Annotated in this window: 23 protein-coding genes; 17 read left to right on the top strand and 6 right to left on the bottom strand. The window is 70.7% G+C overall.

Annotation, left to right across the window (positions count from 1 at the left end):
* Positions 1 to 108: 108 nt before the first annotated feature.
* The 5 genes from argC to ACFYQ5_RS21830 are packed head-to-tail and all read left to right on the top strand — an operon-like array spanning position 109 to position 4,966.
* Positions 109 to 1,137 carry an N-acetyl-gamma-glutamyl-phosphate reductase gene (argC, locus tag ACFYQ5_RS21850; RefSeq protein ID WP_389199610.1) on the top strand — a complete coding sequence of 343 codons (1,029 nt, stop codon included), beginning with the start codon at positions 109 to 111 and terminating at the stop codon, positions 1,135 to 1,137.
* Positions 1,134 to 2,288 (top strand): bifunctional glutamate N-acetyltransferase/amino-acid acetyltransferase ArgJ, encoded by a 1,155-nt coding sequence (gene argJ, locus ACFYQ5_RS21845; protein ID WP_389199609.1) that lies wholly within the window; start codon positions 1,134 to 1,136, stop codon positions 2,286 to 2,288. Before argC ends, argJ begins: the two co-directional genes overlap by 4 nt.
* Entirely contained in the window at positions 2,285 to 3,211 is a 927-nt protein-coding gene (argB, locus tag ACFYQ5_RS21840; protein ID WP_389199608.1) for an acetylglutamate kinase, read from the top strand. Before argJ ends, argB begins: the two co-directional genes overlap by 4 nt.
* On the top strand, positions 3,208 to 4,404 hold the full coding sequence (locus tag ACFYQ5_RS21835; protein ID WP_389199607.1) for an acetylornithine transaminase: 1,197 nt from the start codon (positions 3,208 to 3,210) through the stop codon (positions 4,402 to 4,404). The genes argB and ACFYQ5_RS21835 overlap by 4 nt, the downstream gene beginning before the upstream one ends.
* Positions 4,405 to 4,429: 25 nt before the next feature.
* Positions 4,430 to 4,966, top strand: a complete 537-nt coding sequence (locus tag ACFYQ5_RS21830) for an arginine repressor (RefSeq protein WP_389199605.1) — start codon at positions 4,430 to 4,432, stop codon at positions 4,964 to 4,966.
* Positions 4,967 to 4,974: 8 nt separating this feature from the next.
* Here ACFYQ5_RS21830 and ACFYQ5_RS21825 read toward each other — a convergent pair whose 3' ends face one another.
* Together ACFYQ5_RS21825 and ACFYQ5_RS21820 are read right to left on the bottom strand one after the other, a co-directional pair.
* Positions 4,975 to 5,676 (bottom strand): L,D-transpeptidase, encoded by a 702-nt coding sequence (locus ACFYQ5_RS21825; protein WP_389199604.1) that lies wholly within the window; start codon positions 5,674 to 5,676, stop codon positions 4,975 to 4,977.
* A gap of 64 nt (positions 5,677 to 5,740) precedes the next feature.
* The gene (locus ACFYQ5_RS21820; protein WP_389199603.1) at positions 5,741 to 6,340 is read right to left on the bottom strand and encodes a pyridoxamine 5'-phosphate oxidase family protein; all 600 of its coding nucleotides are present in this window, start codon (positions 6,338 to 6,340) and stop codon (positions 5,741 to 5,743) included.
* 232 nt (positions 6,341 to 6,572) lie between these two features.
* On the opposite strand from ACFYQ5_RS21820, the gene argH reads away from it, so the two are divergent.
* On the top strand, positions 6,573 to 8,006 hold the full coding sequence (gene argH / locus ACFYQ5_RS21815) for an argininosuccinate lyase (protein WP_389199601.1): 1,434 nt from the start codon (positions 6,573 to 6,575) through the stop codon (positions 8,004 to 8,006).
* Between the two features lie 63 nt (positions 8,007 to 8,069).
* On the top strand, positions 8,070 to 9,041 hold the full coding sequence (locus ACFYQ5_RS21810) for an aldo/keto reductase (protein WP_389199600.1): 972 nt from the start codon (positions 8,070 to 8,072) through the stop codon (positions 9,039 to 9,041).
* On the opposite strand, the gene ACFYQ5_RS21805 is transcribed toward ACFYQ5_RS21810, so the two are convergent.
* Positions 9,024 to 9,548 carry a hypothetical protein gene (locus ACFYQ5_RS21805; protein ID WP_389199598.1) on the bottom strand — a complete coding sequence of 175 codons (525 nt, stop codon included), beginning with the start codon at positions 9,546 to 9,548 and terminating at the stop codon, positions 9,024 to 9,026. The genes ACFYQ5_RS21810 and ACFYQ5_RS21805 overlap by 18 nt on opposite strands.
* Before the next feature lie 85 nt (positions 9,549 to 9,633).
* Between ACFYQ5_RS21805 and ACFYQ5_RS21800 the strand changes: the two genes are divergently transcribed.
* Positions 9,634 to 10,185 carry a TetR/AcrR family transcriptional regulator gene (locus ACFYQ5_RS21800; RefSeq protein WP_389199596.1) on the top strand — a complete coding sequence of 184 codons (552 nt, stop codon included), beginning with the start codon at positions 9,634 to 9,636 and terminating at the stop codon, positions 10,183 to 10,185.
* Positions 10,182 to 11,729 carry an MFS transporter gene (locus ACFYQ5_RS21795; protein ID WP_389199595.1) on the top strand — a complete coding sequence of 516 codons (1,548 nt, stop codon included), beginning with the start codon at positions 10,182 to 10,184 and terminating at the stop codon, positions 11,727 to 11,729. The genes ACFYQ5_RS21800 and ACFYQ5_RS21795 overlap by 4 nt, the downstream gene beginning before the upstream one ends.
* A 47-nt stretch (positions 11,730 to 11,776) precedes the next feature.
* On the opposite strand, the gene ACFYQ5_RS21790 is transcribed toward ACFYQ5_RS21795, so the two are convergent.
* Complete coding sequence (locus ACFYQ5_RS21790; RefSeq protein ID WP_389199594.1) at positions 11,777 to 12,448, bottom strand: lysophospholipid acyltransferase family protein; 672 nt, start codon at positions 12,446 to 12,448, stop codon at positions 11,777 to 11,779.
* 232 nt (positions 12,449 to 12,680) lie between these two features.
* On the opposite strand from ACFYQ5_RS21790, the gene ACFYQ5_RS21785 reads away from it, so the two are divergent.
* The 3 genes from ACFYQ5_RS21785 to ACFYQ5_RS21775 all read left to right on the top strand — a co-directional run bounded on the left by ACFYQ5_RS21785 (position 12,681) and on the right by ACFYQ5_RS21775 (position 15,066).
* Positions 12,681 to 13,838: a glycerophosphodiester phosphodiesterase gene (locus tag ACFYQ5_RS21785; RefSeq protein WP_389199593.1), complete on the top strand. Its 1,158-nt coding sequence runs from the start codon at positions 12,681 to 12,683 to the stop codon at positions 13,836 to 13,838.
* A gap of 117 nt (positions 13,839 to 13,955) precedes the next feature.
* Complete coding sequence (locus ACFYQ5_RS21780; RefSeq protein WP_389199592.1) at positions 13,956 to 14,525, top strand: sigma-70 family RNA polymerase sigma factor; 570 nt, start codon at positions 13,956 to 13,958, stop codon at positions 14,523 to 14,525.
* A gap of 37 nt (positions 14,526 to 14,562) precedes the next feature.
* Entirely contained in the window at positions 14,563 to 15,066 is a 504-nt protein-coding gene (locus ACFYQ5_RS21775; RefSeq protein ID WP_389199591.1) for a GNAT family N-acetyltransferase, read from the top strand.
* 22 nt (positions 15,067 to 15,088) lie between these two features.
* Here the strand turns inward: ACFYQ5_RS21775 and ACFYQ5_RS21770 are convergent, their stop codons facing one another.
* On the bottom strand, positions 15,089 to 15,550 hold the full coding sequence (locus tag ACFYQ5_RS21770; protein ID WP_389199590.1) for a hypothetical protein: 462 nt from the start codon (positions 15,548 to 15,550) through the stop codon (positions 15,089 to 15,091).
* A gap of 2 nt (positions 15,551 to 15,552) precedes the next feature.
* Positions 15,553 to 15,912 (bottom strand): hypothetical protein, encoded by a 360-nt coding sequence (locus ACFYQ5_RS21765; RefSeq protein ID WP_389199588.1) that lies wholly within the window; start codon positions 15,910 to 15,912, stop codon positions 15,553 to 15,555.
* Positions 15,913 to 16,484: 572 nt separating this feature from the next.
* Between ACFYQ5_RS21765 and ACFYQ5_RS21760 the strand changes: the two genes are divergently transcribed.
* From ACFYQ5_RS21760 to cbiE, 5 genes are all read left to right on the top strand, one after another.
* Positions 16,485 to 17,555 (top strand): methionine ABC transporter ATP-binding protein, encoded by a 1,071-nt coding sequence (locus ACFYQ5_RS21760; RefSeq protein WP_389199585.1) that lies wholly within the window; start codon positions 16,485 to 16,487, stop codon positions 17,553 to 17,555.
* Positions 17,552 to 18,223 carry a methionine ABC transporter permease gene (locus tag ACFYQ5_RS21755; protein ID WP_389199582.1) on the top strand — a complete coding sequence of 224 codons (672 nt, stop codon included), beginning with the start codon at positions 17,552 to 17,554 and terminating at the stop codon, positions 18,221 to 18,223. The genes ACFYQ5_RS21760 and ACFYQ5_RS21755 overlap by 4 nt, the downstream gene beginning before the upstream one ends.
* Before the next feature lie 72 nt (positions 18,224 to 18,295).
* Positions 18,296 to 19,162, top strand: coding sequence for a MetQ/NlpA family ABC transporter substrate-binding protein (locus ACFYQ5_RS21750; RefSeq protein ID WP_389199581.1), 867 nt, complete (start codon positions 18,296 to 18,298; stop codon positions 19,160 to 19,162).
* Between the two features lie 142 nt (positions 19,163 to 19,304).
* Positions 19,305 to 19,943 (top strand): GNAT family N-acetyltransferase, encoded by a 639-nt coding sequence (locus ACFYQ5_RS21745; protein WP_389199579.1) that lies wholly within the window; start codon positions 19,305 to 19,307, stop codon positions 19,941 to 19,943.
* A 122-nt stretch (positions 19,944 to 20,065) separates the two neighbouring features.
* Positions 20,066 to 21,289: a precorrin-6y C5,15-methyltransferase (decarboxylating) subunit CbiE gene (gene cbiE, locus ACFYQ5_RS21740; RefSeq protein ID WP_389199577.1), complete on the top strand. Its 1,224-nt coding sequence runs from the start codon at positions 20,066 to 20,068 to the stop codon at positions 21,287 to 21,289.
* The last annotated feature ends 15 nt before the right edge of the window (positions 21,290 to 21,304 follow it).

Genomic DNA, 21,304 nt, shown 5'->3' with positions numbered 1-21,304 from the left:
CCCGCAAACCGAAATCCTCGGTCACCCCAGCGGTCCAGGGAGCAGAAAGAGCTTTGCATAAACCTGCATTGCTGCGTATAGTCATGCCATCGATGAGGAGGATTTCCGATGGTGGTACGTGCGGCAGTGGCAGGGGCGAGTGGTTACGCCGGCGGGGAACTGCTCCGCCTGCTCCTCACCCATCCCCAGATCGAGATCGGGGCTCTCACCGGCCACTCCAACGCCGGAGAGCGGCTCGGCGCGCTGCAGCCGCACCTGAGGCCGCTCGCGGACCGCGTTCTCCAGCCGACCACCGCGGAGGTGCTCAGCGGGCACGACGTCGTCTTCCTGGCCCTTCCGCACGGACAGTCCGCCGCAGTGGCCGAACAGCTCGGTGACGAGGTGCTCGTCGTCGACATGGGCGCCGACTTCCGGCTCGAGAACCCTGCCGACTGGGAGAAATTCTACGGCTCGCCGCACGCCGGCACCTGGCCCTACGGCCTGCCCGAGCTGCCCGGGGCCCGCGCGGCTCTGCAGGGAACCAAGCGCATCGCCGTGCCCGGCTGTTACCCGACGGCCGTCTCCCTCGCACTCTTCCCGGCGTACGCGGCCGGTCTCGCCGAACCCGAGGCCGTCGTCGTCGCCGCGTCCGGCACCTCCGGCGCGGGCAAGGCGGCCAAGCCGCACCTGCTCGGATCCGAGGTCATGGGCAACATGTCCCCGTACGGCGTCGGAGGGGTCCACCGGCACACCCCCGAGATGATCCAGAACCTCGGCGCCGCGGCCGGTGAGCCCGTCACCGTGTCGTTCACGCCGACCCTCGCGCCCATGCCCCGCGGCATCCTCGCCACGTGCAGCGCGAAGGCGAAGCCCGGGGTGAGCGCCGAGTCGCTCCGGGAGGCGTACGAGAAGGCCTTCGCCGACGAGCCGTTCGTCGACCTGCTTCCCGAGGGGCAATGGCCCGCCACCGCGGCCGTGTACGGATCCAACGCCGTACAGATCCAGGTCGCCCACGACGAGGCCGCCGGCCGGATCATCGTGATCAGCGCCATCGACAACCTTGCCAAGGGCACCGCCGGAGGCGCCCTGCAGAGCATGAACATCGCCCTCGGACTTCCCGAGGACACGGGTCTTTCCACGATCGGAGTCGCACCGTGAGCGTCACGGCAGCCAAGGGATTCACGGCGGCGGGCATCGCCGCCGGAATCAAGGACAGCGGTAATCCGGACCTGGCCCTCGTGGTCAACAACGGGCCCCGCAGCGCCGCCGCGGGCGTCTTCACCTCCAATCGCGTCAAGGCCGCACCCGTCCTCTGGTCGGAACAGGTACTCAAGGGCGGCGAAGTGACCGCCGTCGTCCTCAACTCCGGTGGCGCCAACGCCTGTACGGGACCCCAGGGCTTCCAGGACACCCATGCCACCGCCGAGAAGGCCGCCGAGGTCCTCGGCGGACACAGCGCCGGGGAGATCGCCATCGCCTCCACCGGGCTGATCGGCCTGCTCCTGCCCATGGACAAGCTCCTGCCCGGCGTCGAGCAGGCCGCCAAGGCCCTCAGCGAGCACGGCGGCGAGAAGGCCGCCATCGCGATCAAGACCACGGACACCGTCCACAAGACCGCGGTCGCGGGCGGCGAGGGCTGGACCGTCGGCGGCATGGCCAAGGGCGCGGGCATGCTCGCCCCCGGCCTCGCCACCATGCTGGTCGTCCTCACCACCGACGCCGACGTCGAAGCGCCCGCCCTCGACACCGCGCTGCGCGCAGCCACCCGCACCACCTTCGACCGGGTCGACTCCGACGGCTGCATGTCGACCAACGACACCGTGCTGCTGCTCGCCTCCGGCGCGAGCGGGATCACCCCCGCGCAGGCCGAGTTCGACCAGGCCGTGCAGAGCGTCTGCGCCGACCTCGCCCGGCAGCTGATCGGCGACGCCGAGGGTGCCTCCAAGGACATCCGGATCGAGGTGATCAACGCGGCCACCGAGGAGGACGCCGTCGAGGTCGGCCGGAGCATCGCCCGTAACAACCTCCTCAAGTGCGCGATCCACGGCGAGGACCCCAACTGGGGCCGGGTCCTCTCCGCGATCGGCACCACGAAGGCCGCCTTCGAGCCCGACCGGCTGAACGTCGCCATCAACGACGTCTGGGTGTGCAGGAACGGCAGCGTCGGCGAGGACCGCGACCTGGTCGACATGCGCTACCGGGAGGTCGGGATCACCGCGGACCTCGCGGCAGGGGACGAGTCGGCCGTCATCTGGGCCAACGACCTGACCGCCGAGTACGTCCACGAGAACAGCGCGTACAGCTCATGAGTGCCGCGAGGAAGCACACCGCGCTGCCCAAGGCGCAGATCCTCATCGAGGCGCTGCCCTGGCTCACCCGGCACAACGGCAAGACCGTCGTCATCAAGTTCGGCGGCAACGCCATGATCGACGAGGACCTGAAGGCCGCCTTCGCCCAGGACGTCGTCTTCCTGCGGCACGCCGGCCTCAAGCCCGTCGTCGTGCACGGTGGCGGCCCGCAGATCAGTGCCCAGCTCGACAAACAGGGCCTGGTCAGCGAGTTCAAGGCCGGACTGCGCGTCACCACGCCCGAGGCCATGGACGTCGTACGCATGGTGCTGGCCGGACAGGTCCAGCGCGAGCTCGTCGGGCTGCTCAACCAGCACGGCCCGCTCGCCGTCGGCATGACCGGCGAGGACGCCCACACGATCACGGCGGTCCAGCACCGTCCTGTGATCGACGGAGAGGCCGTCGACATCGGCCGGGTCGGCGAGATCACCGCGATCGACACCGGAGCGATCCAGGCGCTGCTGGACGACGGCCGGATCCCGGTCGTCTCCTCCATCGCGCGCTCCGCCGAGGACAACCACGTCTACAACGTCAACGCCGACACCGCGGCCGCCGCACTCGCCGCCGCGCTGGACGCCGAGACGCTGATGGTCCTCACCGACGTCGAGGGCCTCTACGAGGACTGGCCGAACAGCGACGACGTCATCAGCCGCCTCACCGCCACCGAGCTGGAGAAGCTGCTGCCCGACCTCTCCAGCGGCATGGTGCCCAAGATGCAGGGCTGCCTCCACGCCGTACGCAACGGCGTCGAGACCGCCCGTGTCATCGACGGCCGGGTCCAGCACGCGATCCTGCTGGAGATCTTCACCGACGAGGGGATCGGCACGATGGTCGTCCCCGACGCAACACCCGCCACACGGCACGACGCAGAGGGGGAGTCATGAGCAACGAGGAGATCACACAGCGCTGGCAGGACGCGCTGATGGACAACTACGGCACCCCGCAGCTGCCCTTGGTGCGCGGCGCGGGCGCCCGTGTGTGGGACGCGGACGGGAACGAGTACCTCGACTTCGTCGGCGGCATCGCGGTCAACGCGCTCGGCCACGCCCACCCCGCGGTGGTCGAGGCCGTCTCCACCCAGATCGCCTCCCTCGGCCATGTCTCCAACCTCTACGCCGCCGAGCCGCCCGTCGCGCTCGCCGAGCGGCTGCTGCAGCTCTTCGGGCGTACCGGCAGGGTCTTCTTCTGCAACTCCGGCGCCGAGGCCAACGAGGCGGCCTTCAAGATCGGCCGGCTGACCGGGCGTACGCACATGGTGGCCACCGACGGCGGCTTCCACGGCAGGACCATGGGCAGCCTCGCCCTGACCGGCCAGCCCGGCAAGCGCGACCCGTTCCTGCCGCTGCCCGGCGACGTCACCCACGTGCCGTACGGCGACGTCGAGGCGCTCCGGGCCGCGGTGACGACCGACACCGCGCTGCTCGTCATCGAGCCCGTGCAGGGCGAGAACGGCGTCGTCGTACCGCCCAAGGGCTACCTGGAAGCGGCCAGGGAGATCACCCGTGCCACCGGCACGCTGCTCGTCCTGGACGAGGTGCAGACCGGGATCGGCCGCTGCGGCCACTGGTTCGAATACCAGGCCCACCAGGGCGTCGAGCCCGACGTGGTCACCCTGGCCAAGGGACTCGGCGGCGGACTGCCGATCGGCGCCACCGTCGCGTTCGGAGCCACGGCCGACCTGCTGAAGCCCGGTCAGCACGGCACGACGTTCGGCGGCAACCCCGTCGCCTGCGCCGCCGGACTCGCCGTGCTGGACACCTTGGCCGCCGACGGCATCCTGGACAGCGTGAAGCGGCTCGGCGAGCGGATCAGGGACGGCGTCGAGGGCCTCGGCCACCCGCTGGTCTCCCACGTCCGTGGCTCCGGTCTGCTGCTGGGTATCGTGCTCACCGGGCCCCTCGCACCGAAGGTGCAGCAGGCGGCTCAGGAAGCCGGACTCCTGGTGAACGCGCCCGCCCCCGACGTCGTACGGCTCATGCCGCCACTGATCATCGGTGACGCCGAGGTCGACGCGTTCCTGCGAATTCTGCCGGGAGCCCTCGACGCGGCTCACGGGGACGGACGATCCGGCGAGTGACCATCCGGAGAATGAGGCGACGACGATGACCGAGGCGCAGGAAACCGACCACGGCGGGCCGTCGGTGCCGCAGACCCGCACGGCACGCCACCGCAGGATCGTGGACATCCTGAACCGCCGGCCGGTGCGCTCGCAGAGCCAGCTGGCCAGGCTCCTGTCCGACGACGGGCTGAGCGTCACCCAGGCGACGCTCTCCCGCGACCTGGACGAGCTGGGCGCGGTGAAGATCCGCAACACCGGTGGCGAGCTGATCTACGCCGTGCCGAGCGAGGGCGGTTTCCGCACCCCGCAGGCGCCGCTCGGAGGGTCGGCCAAGGAGGAGCGGATGCGCAGGCTCTCGGCGGAGCTGCTCATCTCCGCGGAGGCCTCGGCCAACCTCGTGGTGCTGCGTACGCCTCCGGGCGCCGCCCAGTTCCTCGCCTCGGCCATCGATCAGGCCGAACTCCGGGCGATCCTCGGCACGATCGCCGGGGACGACACGCTGATGCTGATCAGCCGCGACCCCAACGGCGGCCAGGCGCTGGCCGACCACCTGCTGCGGCTGGCCCAGAACGACCGCTGACCCGGTCCTCAGTAGCGCGTGATCGCGGTCGGGCCGGACACCGTCCCGACCGCGATGTGCGGACGGCGGACCGGGTCGGCCCAGGCCAGGATCCGGTCCATGGCGGCCGCCGGTACGGACACACAGCCGGCGGTCGCGCCCTTCCCGTCGACGTGGAGGAAGATCCCGGCGCCCCTGCCCCGCACCGGCCGGTGGTAGTTGAAGCCGATGACGAGCGCACGGGCGTACTGGGTGGAATAGCTGACCAGGTGTTCGGCCTCCTCCGCCCGGCAGTCGGCCGGGCGCGGCTCCACCCAGCGGTTGTAGGACCGGGACGCGTTGTCCTGGCACCACCACGAGGCCTGGCCGACACGGCGGTACGGATAGCGGGTACCGGGCGCCACGGCGTCGATCCCGAATGCGTACGGCAGGTCGTACAGCCCGGTGGGCGTGGTGTTCGTGCCCTGGCTACGCGTGGCACCCTCGGCCAGGCCGTTCGCCCCGAAGCGGGCCGGCGCCGAACCCGCCGCCACCCATCCGCCCCCGCGCCGGTCCCACCAGGTGAGCGCGCCCGTGGTGGAGTCCGTTCCGGCGGCCTCGGCGGTGATCAGCTGTGTGCCGCCGCCCGTGTCGGCCAGCCGTTCCGGAAGGGGTGGTGCTTCGGCGGGCCGCGCCGCGAGCGAACCGGCCAGCGCCAGCAGAACCGACGCGGTCACCAGGAATCTGCGCATGCTCCGGACCGTATGGGGCGCGGCGGCCCGCCCCCACCGCGCCTGCTCCGTACGGCCCAGTGCCTCACCCCGAGGCCGGCGTGGGCAGCACGGGCAGCGGCAGGGGGAGCCCCGGCAGCCCGTCGATGCTGGTGGCGATGTAGGGCTTCTTCTCGAAATACCTGCTCAGGCTGTCGTCGTCCTCGCGCCGGAAGCGGTCGGAGTGCAGGGAACGGTCCTCGTCGTACGCCATGAGAGGCACCCCGTAACCGCAGGTGTCCCGGATCAGTTCGGCCGTCACCACGATGATCGCGCGCAGCCCGTGCGGGGTGGGGTCGATGCCCGGGAAGTGGCCGAGCAGCCCGGCGAAGCGCGGGTCGTCACGGAAGACCGGCTCACCGCGGCCGTGCACGCGGACGATGTTCGGCGGGCCCTGGAAGGCGCACCACATCAGTGTGATGCGCCCGTTCTCCCGCAGATGGGCGACGGTCTCGGCATTGCTGCCGGCGAAGTCGAGGTAGGCCACGGTCTGTTCGTCGACGACGGCGAACGACCCGCTCACGCCCTTGGGCGAGAGATTGACCGTGCCGTCGCCGTCCAGGGGCGCGGTCGCGGTGAAGAAGACGTGCTGCTCCTCGATGAATGTCCGGAGCCGGCCGTCGATACGTTCGTATGTTTTTCCCATGGCCGTATTCTCGTGCGGTCCGCCGGCCGGTGCCGGGTATTTCACGGTCCCACGCCGCCCCGCCGGCATACGGCCGCCGAGCTCGGCCGGCGCCGGTCTCGGTCTGGACCCTGCCATTCTCGACGCCCTGACCAGCAGCTTTGACAAGGCATACGGACCACTGCATAGTTATGCCGTCCGTGATCGTACTGTGCGACGGACGCACACCCCTTGTACTTCCGAGGAGCACGCAGTGAGCAACGGCACCGGCAACAGCGACGTACGCCTCTGGGGCGGCCGTTTCGCCGACGGCCCGGCCGAGGCGCTGGCCAAGCTGTCCGCCTCCGTCCACTTCGACTGGCGGCTCGCGCCGTACGACATCGCGGGCTCCCGTGCCCACGCGCGCGTGCTCAACAAGGCGGGGCTGCTGACCGCCGACGAGCTGGCCCGCATGACCGAGGGCCTGGACTCGCTCGAAGCCGCCGTCGCCGACGGGTCGTTCACCGGCACCATCGCCGACGAGGACGTCCACACCGCGCTGGAGCGCGGCCTCCTGGAGCGACTCGGCCCGGACCTCGGCGGCAAGCTGCGGGCCGGCCGGTCCCGCAACGACCAGGTCGCCACGCTCTTCCGGATGTATCTGCGCGACCACGCCCGGATCATCGGCGGGCTCATCGCCGAGCTCCAGGACGCGCTGGTCGGACTCGCGGAGGCGCACCCCGACGTGGCCATGCCCGGCCGTACGCACCTCCAGCACGCTCAGCCCGTCCTCTTCGCCCACCACGTCCTGGCCCATGTGCAGCCCCTGGCCCGGGACGCCGAGCGGCTGCGCCAGTGGGACGAGCGGACCGCTGTGTCCCCGTACGGCTCCGGCGCTCTGGCCGGGTCGTCCCTCGGGCTGGACCCGGAGGCGGTCGCCGCGGACCTCGGCTTCGAGCGCGGCTCCGTCGGCAACTCCATCGACGGCACCGCGTCCCGTGACTTCGTCGCCGAGTTCGCCTTCATCACCGCGATGATCGGCGTCAACCTCTCCCGCGTCGCGGAGGAGATCATCATCTGGAACACGAAGGAGTTCTCCTTCGTCACCCTCCACGACGCCTTCTCCACCGGTTCCTCGATCATGCCGCAGAAGAAGAACCCGGACATCGCCGAGCTGGCCCGCGGCAAGTCGGGCCGCCTCATCGGCAACCTGACCGGGCTGATGGCGACCCTGAAGGCCCTTCCGCTCGCCTACAACCGCGACCTCCAGGAGGACAAGGAGCCGGTCTTCGACTCCTGCGACCAGCTGGAAATCCTGCTCCCCGCGTTCACCGGGATGATGGCCACGCTCACCGTCAACCGGGAGCGCATGGAGGAGCTGGCCCCGGCCGGCTTCTCGCTCGCCACGGACATCGCCGAGTGGCTGGTCAAGCAGGGCGTCCCCTTCCGGGTGGCGCACGAGGTCGCGGGTGAGTGCGTGAAGGTGTGCGAACACGAGGGCATCGAGCTCGACGAACTGACGGACGAGCAGTTCGCGAAGATCTCCGAGCACCTCACCCCGGAGGTGCGCACCGTCCTGAACGTGCCCGGCGCACTCGCCTCGCGCGACGGGCGCGGAGGGACGGCCCCCTCGGCCGTCGCCGTCCAGCTGGCCGAGGTGAAGGCCGACCTGGTGACGCAGCACGCGTGGGCGACCGCGCGCGGATGATTCACAGGCATCGCGGGCTACGTTGACGGGAAGGCGTTCGGAACCGACCCAGAGGAGCCCGCGATGCCCTTCGCCCGCCTGAACCGAGCGACTACCCCGACTTCCCACATCGGGCTCGGCCTGGCCGCCGTCGGCAGGCCCGGCTACATCACCCCGCACCGTGACCGCGATCTGCCCGGCGACCGCGGTGTGGACGCGCTGCGCGCCCGCACCCACGAACTCCTGGACGCGGCCTACGCCCAGGGGGTGCGCTATTTCGACGCCGCCCGCTCCTACGGCCGCGCCGAGGAGTTCCTCGCCGAGTGGCTGACCGCCCGGGCCGATGTGACCGACGTGGTCGTCGGCAGCAAATGGGGCTACACCTACACCGCCGACTGGCGTGTCGACGCCGAGACGCACGAGGTGAAGGACCACGGGCTCGCCACCTTCGAACGCCAGCACGCCGAGACGGCCGGACTGCTCGGCGACCGGCTCGACCTCTACCAGATCCACTCGGTGACCGCCGGAAGTCCGGCCCTGAGCGACAAGGACCTGCACGCGCGTCTCGCCGAGCTGGCCGCCGGAGGTACCACGGTCGGCTTCTCCACGAGCGGTCCAGGCCAGGCCGAGGCCATCCGGGCCGCCCTCGCCGTCACCGTGGACGGCGAACCCCTCTTCCGTACCGTCCAGGCCACCTACAACGCCCTGGAGACCTCGGCCGGAGCGGCACTCGCCGAGGCGCACGACGCGGGACTCACCGTGATCGTCAAGGAGGCCATGGCCAACGGCCGGCTCGCCGGGAACGAAGCGCCCGCCGTCCTCCAGGAGATCGGCGCCGAGGCGGGCCTGGACGCGGACGCCGTCGCCCTGGCGCTCGCGCTGCACCAGCCGTGGGCCGGAGTCGTCCTGTCCGGCGCGGCCACCGTCACCCAGCTCGCGGCCAATCTGCACGCCCCGCTGCTCGACCTGGACCCGGACCGGCTGGACCGGCTGGCCGCCCTGCTGGAGGAGCCGGAGGCGTACTGGCGCCACCGCGCCTCACTGCCCTGGAGCTGAGCCGGTACCCGGCCACCCGGCGAGCGCGTCGAAGTCCGCCCGTACCAGCCCCACCCGGGGGTCCACCCGCCGCAGCAGGGCCCGTCCCGGGTGGTGCGCCGTGACCCAGGCCGTATCGAGCTCGGAGATCTCGTCGTCGACCCAGGCGAACGGCCTGCCGTCGGCGTAGTCGACGACGTACCGCGTCTTCCAGTACGTCCCGTTCCCGGTGACGCCGTGCAGGTCCGGCCAGTCGATGTACGGAAGGGGCGGCAGCCCCAGATGCGGGGCGATCCACTCGTTCGCCTCGTCCTTCCAGGTGGTGGCCCAGACGAGTTCGTACCGGTCCGTGAGTGACAGCAGCTCGTCGCCGTGGTCCGGGTTGAGCAGGACGGCCAGCGGCGGCCCCGCCGTCCACCCGGTCGGCCGCATCAGGTGCCGCCGGTAGCCCCGGGGGGCCTTGCGGCGGGACAGAGCCGCGTACGGGTTGAGAGGCCCGTCGATGTCGATCAGCAGCAGCGGCTTCATGGCGTCATGGTGCCCGGAGGGCGACCGCGAGGCGACGCGATGTCAGAATGAGACTTGGGTGTCTCATATGGATTACTCTCGTCTCATGTCTCTTGATCGTGAGCAGGTGCTGCGGAGCGCCGCCGCTCTGCTGACCCGTAAGTCCACGGCGACCATGGACGAGGTCGCCCGAGCCGCCGGAATCGGCCGCGCCACCCTGCACCGGCACTTCGCCGGGCGGGACGCCCTGGTCGGAGCGCTGGAAAACCTCGGAATCCAGCAATTCGAAGCCGCTCTGGACGCGGCCGGACTCGACGAGGGCAGCGCCGAGGACGGGCTGCGGCGGCTGATCACGGCCGTTCAGCCCAGCGCGGGACTGCTGTCCTTCCTCGTCACCGAGAACCAGCTCTTCGAGGGCGACGACGTCAACGAGGGCTGGAGCCGCCTCGACGCCCGGGTCTCCGCCTTCTTCCGGCGGGGCCAGGAGCAGGGTGAGTTCCGGATCGACCTGACCCCGGCCTGGCTGACCGAGGCCCTGTACGGCCTGATCGGGAGCTGTGCGTGGTCCGTGCAGGCGGGCAGGGTCGCCGCGCGGGACTTCCCCTACATGATCGTCGAGTTGCTCCTGGGCGGAGCACGCCGGAGCGTGGAGAAATGAGCGGCACCAATTCGCGGGCAGGCGTCACGGGCGACCCGCACCATCCGGGGCGGTGGATCGCCCTCACCGTCCTCGTCCTGGCCGTGCTGCTGGTCGCCGTCGACGCCACCGTCCTCGGCCTGGCCACCCCGTTCCTCAGCGAGGACCTCGAACCGACCGGCACCCAACTGCTCTGGATCGGCGACGTCTACTCCTTCGTGATCGCCGGGCTCCTGGTCTCCATGGGCAGCCTCGGTGACCGCATCGGGCGGAAGAAGCTGCTGCTGACCGGTGCCGCCGCCTTCGGCGCGGTCTCCGTGCTGAACGCCTACGCGACGAGCCCCGAGATGATGATCCTGGCCCGGGCCCTGCTCGGTGTCGCGGGCGCCACCCTGATGCCGTCCACACTCGCCCTGATCCGCAATCTCTTCCACGACCCGCGCGAGCGCAGCCTCGCCGTCGGAATCTGGGGCGCCATGGCCGCGGCCGGCGCGGCCGTCGGGCCGGTCGTGGGCGGGCTCCTGCTGGAGCACTTCTGGTGGGGCTCGGTCTTCCTGATCAACCTGCCCGTGATGGCGGTCCTCGTCGTCGTGGGAATCAGGATGATCCCCGAGTCGAAGAACCCGGCGCCCGGGCCCTGGGACCTGCCCAGTGTGGGGCTCTCCCTGGTCGGCATGATCGGCGTCGTGTACGCCATCAAGGAGGCGGCCGCACACGGCCTGAGCTGGGAGGTCTGCGTCGCGGGCGTCGGCGGCGGACTGGCACTCGCCTGGTTCGTACGCCGTCAGCTGAAGCTCCCCGCCCCGCTGCTGGACATGCGGCTCTTCCACCACAGGGGATTCTCCGGCGCGGTCCTCGCCGACCTCCTGACCATCCTCGGCCTGTCCGGGATCGTCTTCTTCCTCTCCCAGTTCCTCCAACTGGTCCAGGGGAGGGGCCCGCTCGAGGCCGGGCTCGCCGAACTGCCCGCGGCCGTCGGCGCGGTGACCGCCGGACTGCTGGCGGGGAGGGCCGCACGGCGCTACTCCGTGCGCTCCGTGGTCGCCGTCGGGCTCGGGGCCATCGGTGTGTCGCTCGCGCTGGTCACGGTGATCCACAAGGAGACCGGCTACCCGCTGATCGGGGTCCTGCTCCTGGTGGTGGGCGTCGGCGCGGGATTCGCCTTCACCGTCACCTCCGACGTGATCCTCTCCAGCGTCCCCAAGGAACAGGCCGGCTCCGCGTCCGCGGTGTCCGAGACGGCGTACGAGCTCGGCGCCGCCCTCGGCATCGCGCTGCTCGGGTCCATCGTCACGGGCGTCTACAAGGGTTTCGGGACGCCCGAGGGTGTCCCGGCCGCCGCCGCGTCGGCCGCCCACGAGTCGCTCGGCGGCGCCGTGGAGACGGCGGGGCACCTCCCGGCACAGCAGGGGGGCGAGCTCGTGTCGGCGGCCCAGGAGGCCTTCGTCAACGGACTGCGGGTGTCAGCCGCGGTCGGTGCCGTCGTACTGCTCGCGACCGCTGTCGCCGCGTGGTTCCTGCTGCGCGGCGAGAAGCTGGAGGACGGCATCATCCCCGACGAGTGAGTGGCCCGGCGCTTTCACGCCGGGCCACTCGAATGCACTCGTTCGGCTCAGGCGGCCTTCGCCTTGGTGGCGTACATGTCGACGTACTCCTGGCCGGACAGCCGCATCACCTCGGCCATCACCGAGTCCGTCACCGCCCGCAGGACGTAGCGGTCGCGGTCCATGCCCTCGTAGCGCGAGAACTCCAGCGGCTCACCGAAGCGCACCGTGACCTTGCCCGGGCGGGGGAGACCGGCGCCGCCCGGCTGCAGCTTGTCCGTGCCGATCATCGCGAACGGCACGACCGGCGCTCCGGTCATCAGGGTCAGCCGCGCGATGCCCGTACGGCCCCGGTAGAGCCGGCCGTCGGGGGAGCGGGTGCCCTCGGGGTAGATGGCGAAGGCATGGCCCCGCTCCAGCACCCGGCGGCCCGTCATCAGCGCCGCGACGCCGCCGCGGCCGCCGTCCCGGTCCACCGGGATCATGCCGCAGCCCGTGAAGAACCAGGCCATCAGCCGGCCCTTGAGGCCCTTGCCGGTGACGTACTCGTCCTTGCCGATGTAGAACACAGGCCGGTTGCAGCAGATCGGCATGATCATCGAGTCGATGAACGTCAGGTGGTTGCCCGCGAGGATCACCGGGCCGTCGCCCGGGATGTTCTCGGCGCCTTCCACCTGGGGCCGGAAGAGCAGGCGCAGGATCGGTCCGAGCACTGCCTTGATGACCGTGAGTCGGGACAACGCATCCTCCGGTGACGTGGCCGGGCGGCCGGGGCGGGAATTCGCGAGGGTCTGTGCAGGTGAGGACGATACTCGTGGGTACCGGCTCTCCGCACATCGGGTTCACCGAGCCGATACACAGTGTTGACGTGTGTTTCCGCCACGTTCGTCCACGGGCTGCCCCGCCGATGGCGTAGCTGCCTACGATCAAGCCTGCCCCGAAGGTGCCGGACATCACATGCGAGGAACATTCATGACAGAGCGCGCGCAGGCAGCACCCGGTCGGCGGAGCCTCCTGGGGGCGGCCGTCCTCGGCACGGCGGCCATCGGCCTGTCCGGCACCGCGTATGCCGCCGGGCAGGGTGCCCCGGACGGACGGGGCAAGGGCTCCTACCGGGACCTTCCCGTGCCCACCGTCGTGGGCCACCGAGGCGCCAGCGGCTACCGGCCCGAGCACACGCTCGGCTCCTACCAGCTGGCCCTGGACATGGGCGCGCACATCGTCGAGCAGGACCTCGTACCGACCAAGGACGGCCACCTGGTCTGCCGCCACGAGAACGACATCACCGGCACCACGGACGTCGCCGAGCACCCCGAGTTCGCGAGCCGCAAGGCCACCAAGCAGGTCGACGGGGTGTCGCTCACCGGCTGGTTCACCGAGGACTTCACCCTCGCCGAGCTCAAGACCCTCCGGGCCAAGGAACGCATCCCCGGCAACCGCCAGGAGAACACGCTCTACGACGGACGCTGGGAGATCCCGACCTTCGAGGAGGTCCTGCGCTGGGCGGACGAGGAGGGCCGCAGGCGGGGCGAGCCCGTCTGGCTCTACGTCGAGACCAAGCACCCCTCCTACTTCAGGGGCCTCGGCCTGGGCCTGGAGGAGCCCCTCGCCAAGCTGCTGCGCCGCCACGGCCGGCACAGGGCGAACTCCGCACTGATCCTCCAGTCCTTCGAGCCGAGCTCGATGCAGCGGCTGTCGAAGCTCGTCGCCAACCCGCGTGTCGTCCTGCTGTCCGGGCCGAAGGAACGGCCCTGGGACTTCGTGGAGGCCGGTGACCCCCGCACGGTGGCCGATCTGGTGAAGCCCGCCGGGCTGAAGTGGATCGCGTCCTTCGCCCAGGGCATCGGCCCCACGCTGGACCTGGTCATCCCCAGGGACGCCGCCGGACGGCTCACCACCCCCACCGCCCTGGTCGGGGACGCGCACGCGCGGGGCCTGATCCTGCACCCGTACACGATGCGCAACGAGAACACCTTCCTGCCCGCGGACTTCCGGCGCGGTACCGACCCGAACGCGTACGGCGACGTGTTCGGCGCTCTGCGCGCGTACTTCGAGGCGGGCATCGACGGGATCTTCTCCGACAACCCCGACACCGCCCTGCTCGCGGCCGCCGACTTCGCCCGGGACTGAGGTCCGGGGGCGGCCCCGGACGAGACCGGGCGCGTCAGCCGCCCGGCCCCCATGCCCCGGTCGGGTGGAGCTCCTCATGTGCGGCAACCCGCCGTGCACGAGGAGCGTTGAGGGGGCATGACTCTTCTTGATCATGTTCCCGCGGCCCCGTCCGAAGGGGCGGGAGACCACGGGCGAACCGTCGTACGCGCCCTGCACGCGCTGGTGCGTGCGGAGGCGGGAGCCGAGGCCCAGGCCGCCGGGACCGAGGCCGCGGACCTGGAACAGGCGGTGTGGCTGCGACTGCTGGAGCGGTGGCCAGGCCCGGACGGGCCCGCCGACCCCGCCCGCTGGGTCCGCACCGCCGTGCGGGCGGAGGCGCGGGTCGCCCGCCGCAGGAGCCGGCGCGAGCGCGCCTACACCGCCGGCGAATCCCCGGGCGACTGGGCCGGCTGCCCCGAACGGATCGCGCTGGGAGCCGACGAACGGCGTGTGCTGCGCACCGCGGTCGGCCGGCTGCCCGGAAGGTGCCCGCGGTTACTCGAGGCGATGCTGGCGCCCCATGACCCGACGTACCGGGAGATCGCAGGGGAGTTGGGTATGTCACAGGGCAGTTTGGGCCCTATGCGTTCCCGATGCCTCGGATGTCTGCGCAGAATGCTCGCGGCGGAGGTTGTAGCTCCTGAACTGCGGGGAAAGGAGCGGTAGACAACCGGCGGATCAGGTGAGCGGGAGGCATGCACGCATGGGCATGAGTGTGACCATCTCGGCAGCGACGGCACAGGACGTCGAGCAGATCTTCAGACTCCAGTACCTCTGTTTCCAGAGCGAGGCGGAGCTCTACGGCAACTACCGGATCGAACCACTCGTCCAGACCTTCGACTCCGTCCGGGGCGAAGTCGCCGCGGACCTGGTGTTCGTGGCCCGGCTCGGCGACGAAGTCGTCGGCTCGGTACGCGGCTTCACCGACACGGACGGCACCGGCAGGATCGGCAAGCTCTGCGTCCACCCCCGGCTCCGTCACCACGGCCTCGGCACCCGTCTCCTGCGCGCCGCGGAATCCGGCCTGGCGGACGGGCGTTCGGCCACCCGCTTCCGCCTGCACACGGGGGAGCGCAGCGAAGGCAATCTGCGGCTCTACCGCAAGGCCGGCTATGCCCAGGTGGGGAACACCACCGGAGGTGACGGCGTCCGGATGGTCCTCCTGGAGAAGGACGCCACCGCGCCGGCCTATGCGGCCAGCGCCTGAACGACTCCTGTGACGCCCGGTGTCAGGCGTTCCGTGCGCGGCGCAGCCAGATCATCCCGGTGACCGGCAGGATCACCGGGATGAACAGGTAGCCCATGCCGAATTCCGACCACACCGTGCTGTCCGGGAAGGCGGAGGGCTCCAGCCGCGTCCAGGTGCCGACGATCAGTACGCCCGCGAGCTCGGCGGCGCAGCACAGGAGCGCCGCCCTGCGCGCCTTCTCCCCGCCCCGCACCAACGAGTACGTGATGAATCCGTACACGACGGCGGCGACGGCCGAGAGGACGTACGCGAGCGGTGCCTTGCCGAAGTCCAGGATCATCTCGACGATCGAGCGGGACGCGGCGGCCACGGTGAACACCCCGTAGAACCAGACCAGGACCCGCCCGGGCCCGGTGCCGAGCTCGAACCGCTGCTTCTGCCGTGGGGCGTCCGGCTGCGGGGCCGGGGAGGCGGGCGCCCCCGTGCGGTCGGTGTCGCGCATGGTCAGTTTCCCCAGATGTCGTAGAGCCGCACTTCGAGGACGGCGAGCACGACCGCGCCGGCCGCCACCGTCACCGAGCCCCAGCGGGTCCGCTCCGTCAGCGACAGGAAACCCGCCGCGGGCACGGCCGCGAAGGCGCCGATCAGATAGGCGATGAAGATCGTCATGCCCTGGTCGGGCCGCTCGCCGCGTGCCAGCTGCACGATTCCCACGACCAGCTGCGCCAGCGCCAGCACGGAGACGACCGCCATGCCGATGAAGTGCCAGTCCTTCGTGGGCTGGTCCCGGTAGGCGGCGAATCCGCACCAGGCGGCGAGGGCGAGCGCGGTCACGGCGACCGCGACCGTCAGGGCGTCAAGCATGAGGCGAGGGTATTACGGGCGCGGAGGACCGCCGCGTGCGGCCCCGGGCGACGGGCGGGCGCGGACCGAGTCCCAGGAATCGTGGTCTTTGCCACAGGCGTCCACTGCATGATCGCGTCACTGTGCATGCCTTGGTGGAAGGAGGCTCGCGTTTTAGCAGGTCAAGGCGGTGTGTACCGCGACTCCGGCGTGAGGGGCGCGTGTCCACGTCCGTCCGCTATGCGGACGGGGCGGGTTGCCCGAACGTTACGTCTGTTTTACTTGGGGCATGACCACGACGAGCTACCGCAGCCCTGCGACCGAGGCGATCCTGACGCCCGGTGCTCGTTGTATGTGTCGAATGCGCGCCTTCTGAGGGCCCCGCCTGAGCCTCGCGCCACGAAGCGAGACCGGGACCGTGCCGTCCGTACCCAGCGGACAGAGCAGGCCCGGGCACGCCCGCGTCCGGCGGCCCCGCCGAGGTCCGGCCGTGCCGGGACTCACACCGGTCGACCACCGAGAACAGTCTCACCAGACGAATGCCCCGTGCCCGGCGGACACCGCGCCGTGCACTCGACAGTGACGGAAACCCTGTGATCACCACTTCGGGCCTCACGAAGGTCTACCAGTCACGCGGCCGTGAGGTCACCGCCCTGGACGGCGTGGACCTGCACGTCCGTGAGGGCGAGGTCTACGGCGTCATCGGACAGAGCGGTGCCGGCAAGTCCTCCCTCATCCGCTGCGTCAACCTCCTCGAACGCCCCACCTCGGGCACCGTGACGGTCGCCGGACAGGACCTCACGGCTCTCGCGGGCCGCGGTCGCCGGGCAGGCAAGGAGCTCCGCCGGGCGCGCAGTCGCATCGGCATGGTCTTCCAGCACTTCAACCTGCTGGACTCGCGCACCGTCCGGGACAACGTCGAGCTCCCCCTGGAGATCCTCGGGCTCTCCGGACAGGCACGCACCCGCAAGGCGCTCGATCTCCTCGACCTCGTCGGTCTCGCCGACAAGGCGAAGGCCTACCCCGGTCAGCTGTCCGGAGGCCAGAAGCAGCGCGTCGGCATCGCCCGCGCCCTCGCGGGCGACCCGGAGGTGCTCCTCTCCGACGAGGCGACCTCCGCGCTGGACCCCGAGACCACCCGCTCCATCCTGCAGTTGCTGCGCGACCTCAACCAGGAGCTCGGCCTCACCGTCCTGCTCATCACGCACGAGATGGACGTCGTCAAGACGGTCTGCGACTCCGCCGCGCTGATGAAGAAGGGCCGCATCGTCGAGTCGGGCACCGTCGGCTCCCTGCTGGCGACCCCCGGCTCCGAGCTGGCCCACGAGCTGTTCCCCGTCGGTGGCACCGCCTCCGGCCCCGACGCCACCGTCGTCGACGTCACCTTCCACGGCGAGGCCGCGGCCCAGCCGGTGATCTCGCAGCTCTCCCGCACGTACAACATCGACATCTCGATCCTCGGTGCCGCGATGGACACCGTCGGCGGCAGGCAGATCGGCCGCATGCGCATCGAGCTGCCCGGCCGCTTCGAGGAGAACGTCGTGCCCATCGGCTTCCTCCGCGAGCAGGGCCTCCAGGCCGAGGTCGTGGACGACGGCCCCGCCGACAGCACGGACATCCCCGCCCAGACCCCCGCACCGCTCACCAAGGAGGTGGCGAAGTGACCTGGTCCGAAATGCAGCCACTGCTCACGCAGGGAACCACCGACACCCTCTACATGGTGCTCTGGTCCACACTCGTCACCGTCGTCGGCGGCCTGCCGCTCGGCATTCTGCTCGTCCTCACCGACAAGGGCGGACTGCTGCAGAACACCGTGGTGAACAAGGTCATCGGCGTGATCGTGAACATCGGCCGCTCCCTGCCGTTCATCATCCTGCTGATCGCCCTGATCCCCTTCACCACCTGGATCGTCGGCACCTTCATCGGCCCGTCCGCGATGATCGTGCCGCTCGCCGTCGGTGCCATCCCGTTCTTCGCCCGGCTCGTCGAGACAGCGGTGCGCGAGGTCGACCACGGGCTCGTCGAGGCCGTCCAGTCGATGGGCGGATCCATTCCGACGATCGTCCGCAAGGTCCTGCTGCCGCAGGCGCTCCCCTCGCTCGTCTCCGGCGTCACCACCACCGTCATCGTCCTCATCGGCTACTCCGCCATGGCCGGTGCGGTCGGCGGCGAAGGGCTCGGCTCCAAGGCCATCACGTACGGATTCCAGCGCTTCGACGACCAGTTCATGCTCATCACCGTCGTGCTGCTCATCGTCATCGTGACCGTGGTCCAGCTGATCGGCGACGGAGTCGGGCGCCTGCTGGCACGCCGGGGCCGCACCACTTCCTGAACCTCATCTCCCCCGAAGCCCGAACTCCTTGTCCGGGCGGACCACCGTCACCACCGGAAAGAGGCACTCTTCGTGCGTAAGAACATCAAGATCAGCGCTGCCGCGGCCGCCACCGCCGCCCTGGCCTTCGGGCTCAGCGCCTGCGGTACGGACTCCGACCCGGCCGCCAAGGGCGAGACCGGTGCCGGCGCGGACACCTCCAAGGCCCTCGTCGTCGCCGCGTCCCCGACGCCGCACGCCGACATCCTGAACTTCGTCAAGAAGAACCTGGCGGAGAAGGCCGGCCTCAAGCTGGAGGTCAAGGAGTTCACGGACTACGTCCTGCCGAACACCGCCACCGAGAACGGCCAGGTCGACGCCAACTTCTTCCAGCACAAGCCCTACCTGGACGACTTCAACAAGAAGAACGACACCCACATCGTCCCGGTCGTCGACGTCCACCTCGAGCCCCTCGGCCTCTACTCCAAGAAGGCCAAGGAACTCAAGGACATCAAGGCCGGCCAGACCGTCGCCGTCCCGAACGACACCACCAACGAGGGCCGCGCGCTCCAGCTGCTCGCCGAGAACGGCCTGATCACCGTCAAGGACGGCGTCGGCACCAACGCCAAGCTCAGCGACATCACGGACAAGAAGGGCCTGGAGTTCAAGGAGATCGAGGCCGCGACCGTGCCGCGCGCCCTCGACGACGTCGACGCCGCCGTCATCAACGGCAACTACGCCATCGAGGCCGACCTGAAGCCGGGCCAGGACTCCCTGGCGCTGGAGAAGGCCGAGGGCAACCCGTACGCCAACTTCCTGGCCGTCAAGGACGGCAACGAGGACGACCCCCGGGTCCAGAAGCTCGCGAAGCTCCTGAACTCCGACGAGGTCAAGAAGTTCATCGAGGACACCTACAAGGGCTCGATCGTCCCCGCCTTCGGCGCGCCGGCCAAGTCCTGACACCCAGGCGCCACTTGCCCCACGAGCCCCGCACACCCGCACCAGGGTGTGCGGGGCTCCGCCGTGCGGACCCGCCCATGCACATCCACGGTCCGATGCTGCATGCTGGTGCCTTTACACGGTCTTCGGCATGGAGCTGCGCATGACTACCACCTTCCCGTCCATCTCCATCAGCACGGACAGGTTGGTGCTGCGCCCCTTCGACATGGCGGACGTCCCGGCGTACATCGAGATGATGAACGACGAGCTGGTCACCGCCTGGACCGACGCTCCGCACCCCTACACCCAGGTCGACGCCGAACGGTGGGTCCGCAGGATCGCGCCCGCCGAACGCTCCCAGGGCAACGGCATCGTCTTCGCCGTCACCGAATTCCTCACCCAGCGCCTCGTCGGCTCCGTACGCCTCCTGAACACCGACCGCCGCACCCTGGCCACCGAGGTCCGCTACATCACCGCCCCCTGGGCGCGAGGCGAGGGATACGCCACCGAGTCCGTGCTGGCCCTCGCCGAGTGGCTCTTCCGCGACCAGGGCTTCGAGCGGATCGAGCTGCGCATCCCCGCCGGGAACACCGCCTCCCAGCAGGTCGCCCAGAAACTGGGCTGCATCAGCGAAGGCGTCCTGCGCAACGCCCGCATAGCCCGGACCGCCACCGAGGACGGGGGCTGGACCGACATCAGGACCGACCTCATCGTGTGGGGGCTCCTGCCCGAGGACCTGGAGGGCGTCGCCGAGCAGCTGGCCGACGCGGGCGGCTACGGCACGTACAACGACTGGAACTGACCTCCCCTCCCGCGCTTGGGGAGCCCCCGGCGGGGCGTTGGTACGGACCGGATACGCTCACCCTTGCTCCGCCCATCCCGCGGAGAGTACCCATCTGCTCGACCCCCAGGAGACAGACGACGATGGCCGACCGGGTCACGGTGATCGGCTGGGACGGCTCGCCACTGACCAGGGCGGCCACAGCCGCGCTCTCGGCCGCGACCCTCGTCGCCGGTGCCGCCCACCATCTGGAGCTCCCCGAAGTCCCCGGGTCCGCGGAACGCATCCGCCTCGGCAGCGTCGACCTGGCGGCCCGCAGGATCGCCGGCCACCGCGGGAGTGCCGTGGTCCTCGCCGACGGCGACCCCGGCTTCTTCGGTGTCGTCCGCACCCTGCGCAAGCCCGAACACGGCCTCGAGGTCGAGGTCGTCCCCGCCGTCTCGTCCGTCGCCACCGCCTTCGCCCGCGCCGGAATGCCCTGGGACGACGCGCAGATCGTCGTCGCCCACCCGCGCACCCTGCGCCGCGCGGTCAACATCATCCGCGCCCACCACAAGGTGGCCGTACTCACCTCCCCCGGCGCGGGCCCCGCCGAGCTCGCCCTCCTGCTCGACGGCGTCCACCGCACCTTCGTGATCTGCGAGGAGCTCGGCACCGTACGCGAACGGGTCACCGTCCTCACCTCCGACAAGACGGCCGACCACAGCTGGCGCGACCCCAACGTCGTCATCGTCATCGGCGGCGGCCCCGAGACCACCGCCAACGGCGCCTGGATCGCGGGCCGTCGCCCCGATCACCCCGAGGGCGTCCGCGGCTGGGCCCTGCCCCCCGCGTCGTACGACGGCGCGGGGGAGGGCGGCGAAGGGGAATCGCCCGGCCTGCGCGCCGCGCAGCTGGCCCGCCTCGGGCCGCGTACCGGTGATCTGGTCTGGGACATCGGCTCCGGAAGCGGTGCCCTCTCCGTGGAGGCGGCCCGTTTCGGCGCCGCGGTGCTCGCCGTCGACAGCGACCCCGACGCCTGTGCGCGTACGGCGGCGGCCGCCCGCACCTTCAAGGTGGGCGTCCAGGTCGTCCGGGGGACCGCCCCACACGTCCTGGAACGCCTGCCCGAACCCGATGTCGTACGGATCGGCGGCGGTGGGGTACCCGTGGTCACGGCGGTGGCCGACCGGCGGCCCGAACGCATCGTCACCCATGCCTCGAACCGGGACGAGGCGGAGGCCCTGGGAGCGGCCCTCGCGGAGAACGGGTACACGGTCGAATGCGCACTGCTCCAGTCCGTGGACCTGGACACCTCCGCCTGGGCGGAGCGCGAACGCTCCGTCGTGTTCCTGCTCTCCGGCGTGCGTTCCGACCTCGCCCCCTGAGCCGTCCACGCCGAG

The sequence above is a fragment of the Streptomyces sp. NPDC005794 genome (assembly GCF_042871445.1).
GTDB lineage: Bacteria > Actinomycetota > Actinomycetes > Streptomycetales > Streptomycetaceae > Streptomyces.
Note: the sequence above shows the minus strand (reverse complement) of the source record. Positions and strands in the feature narration are given on the sequence as shown.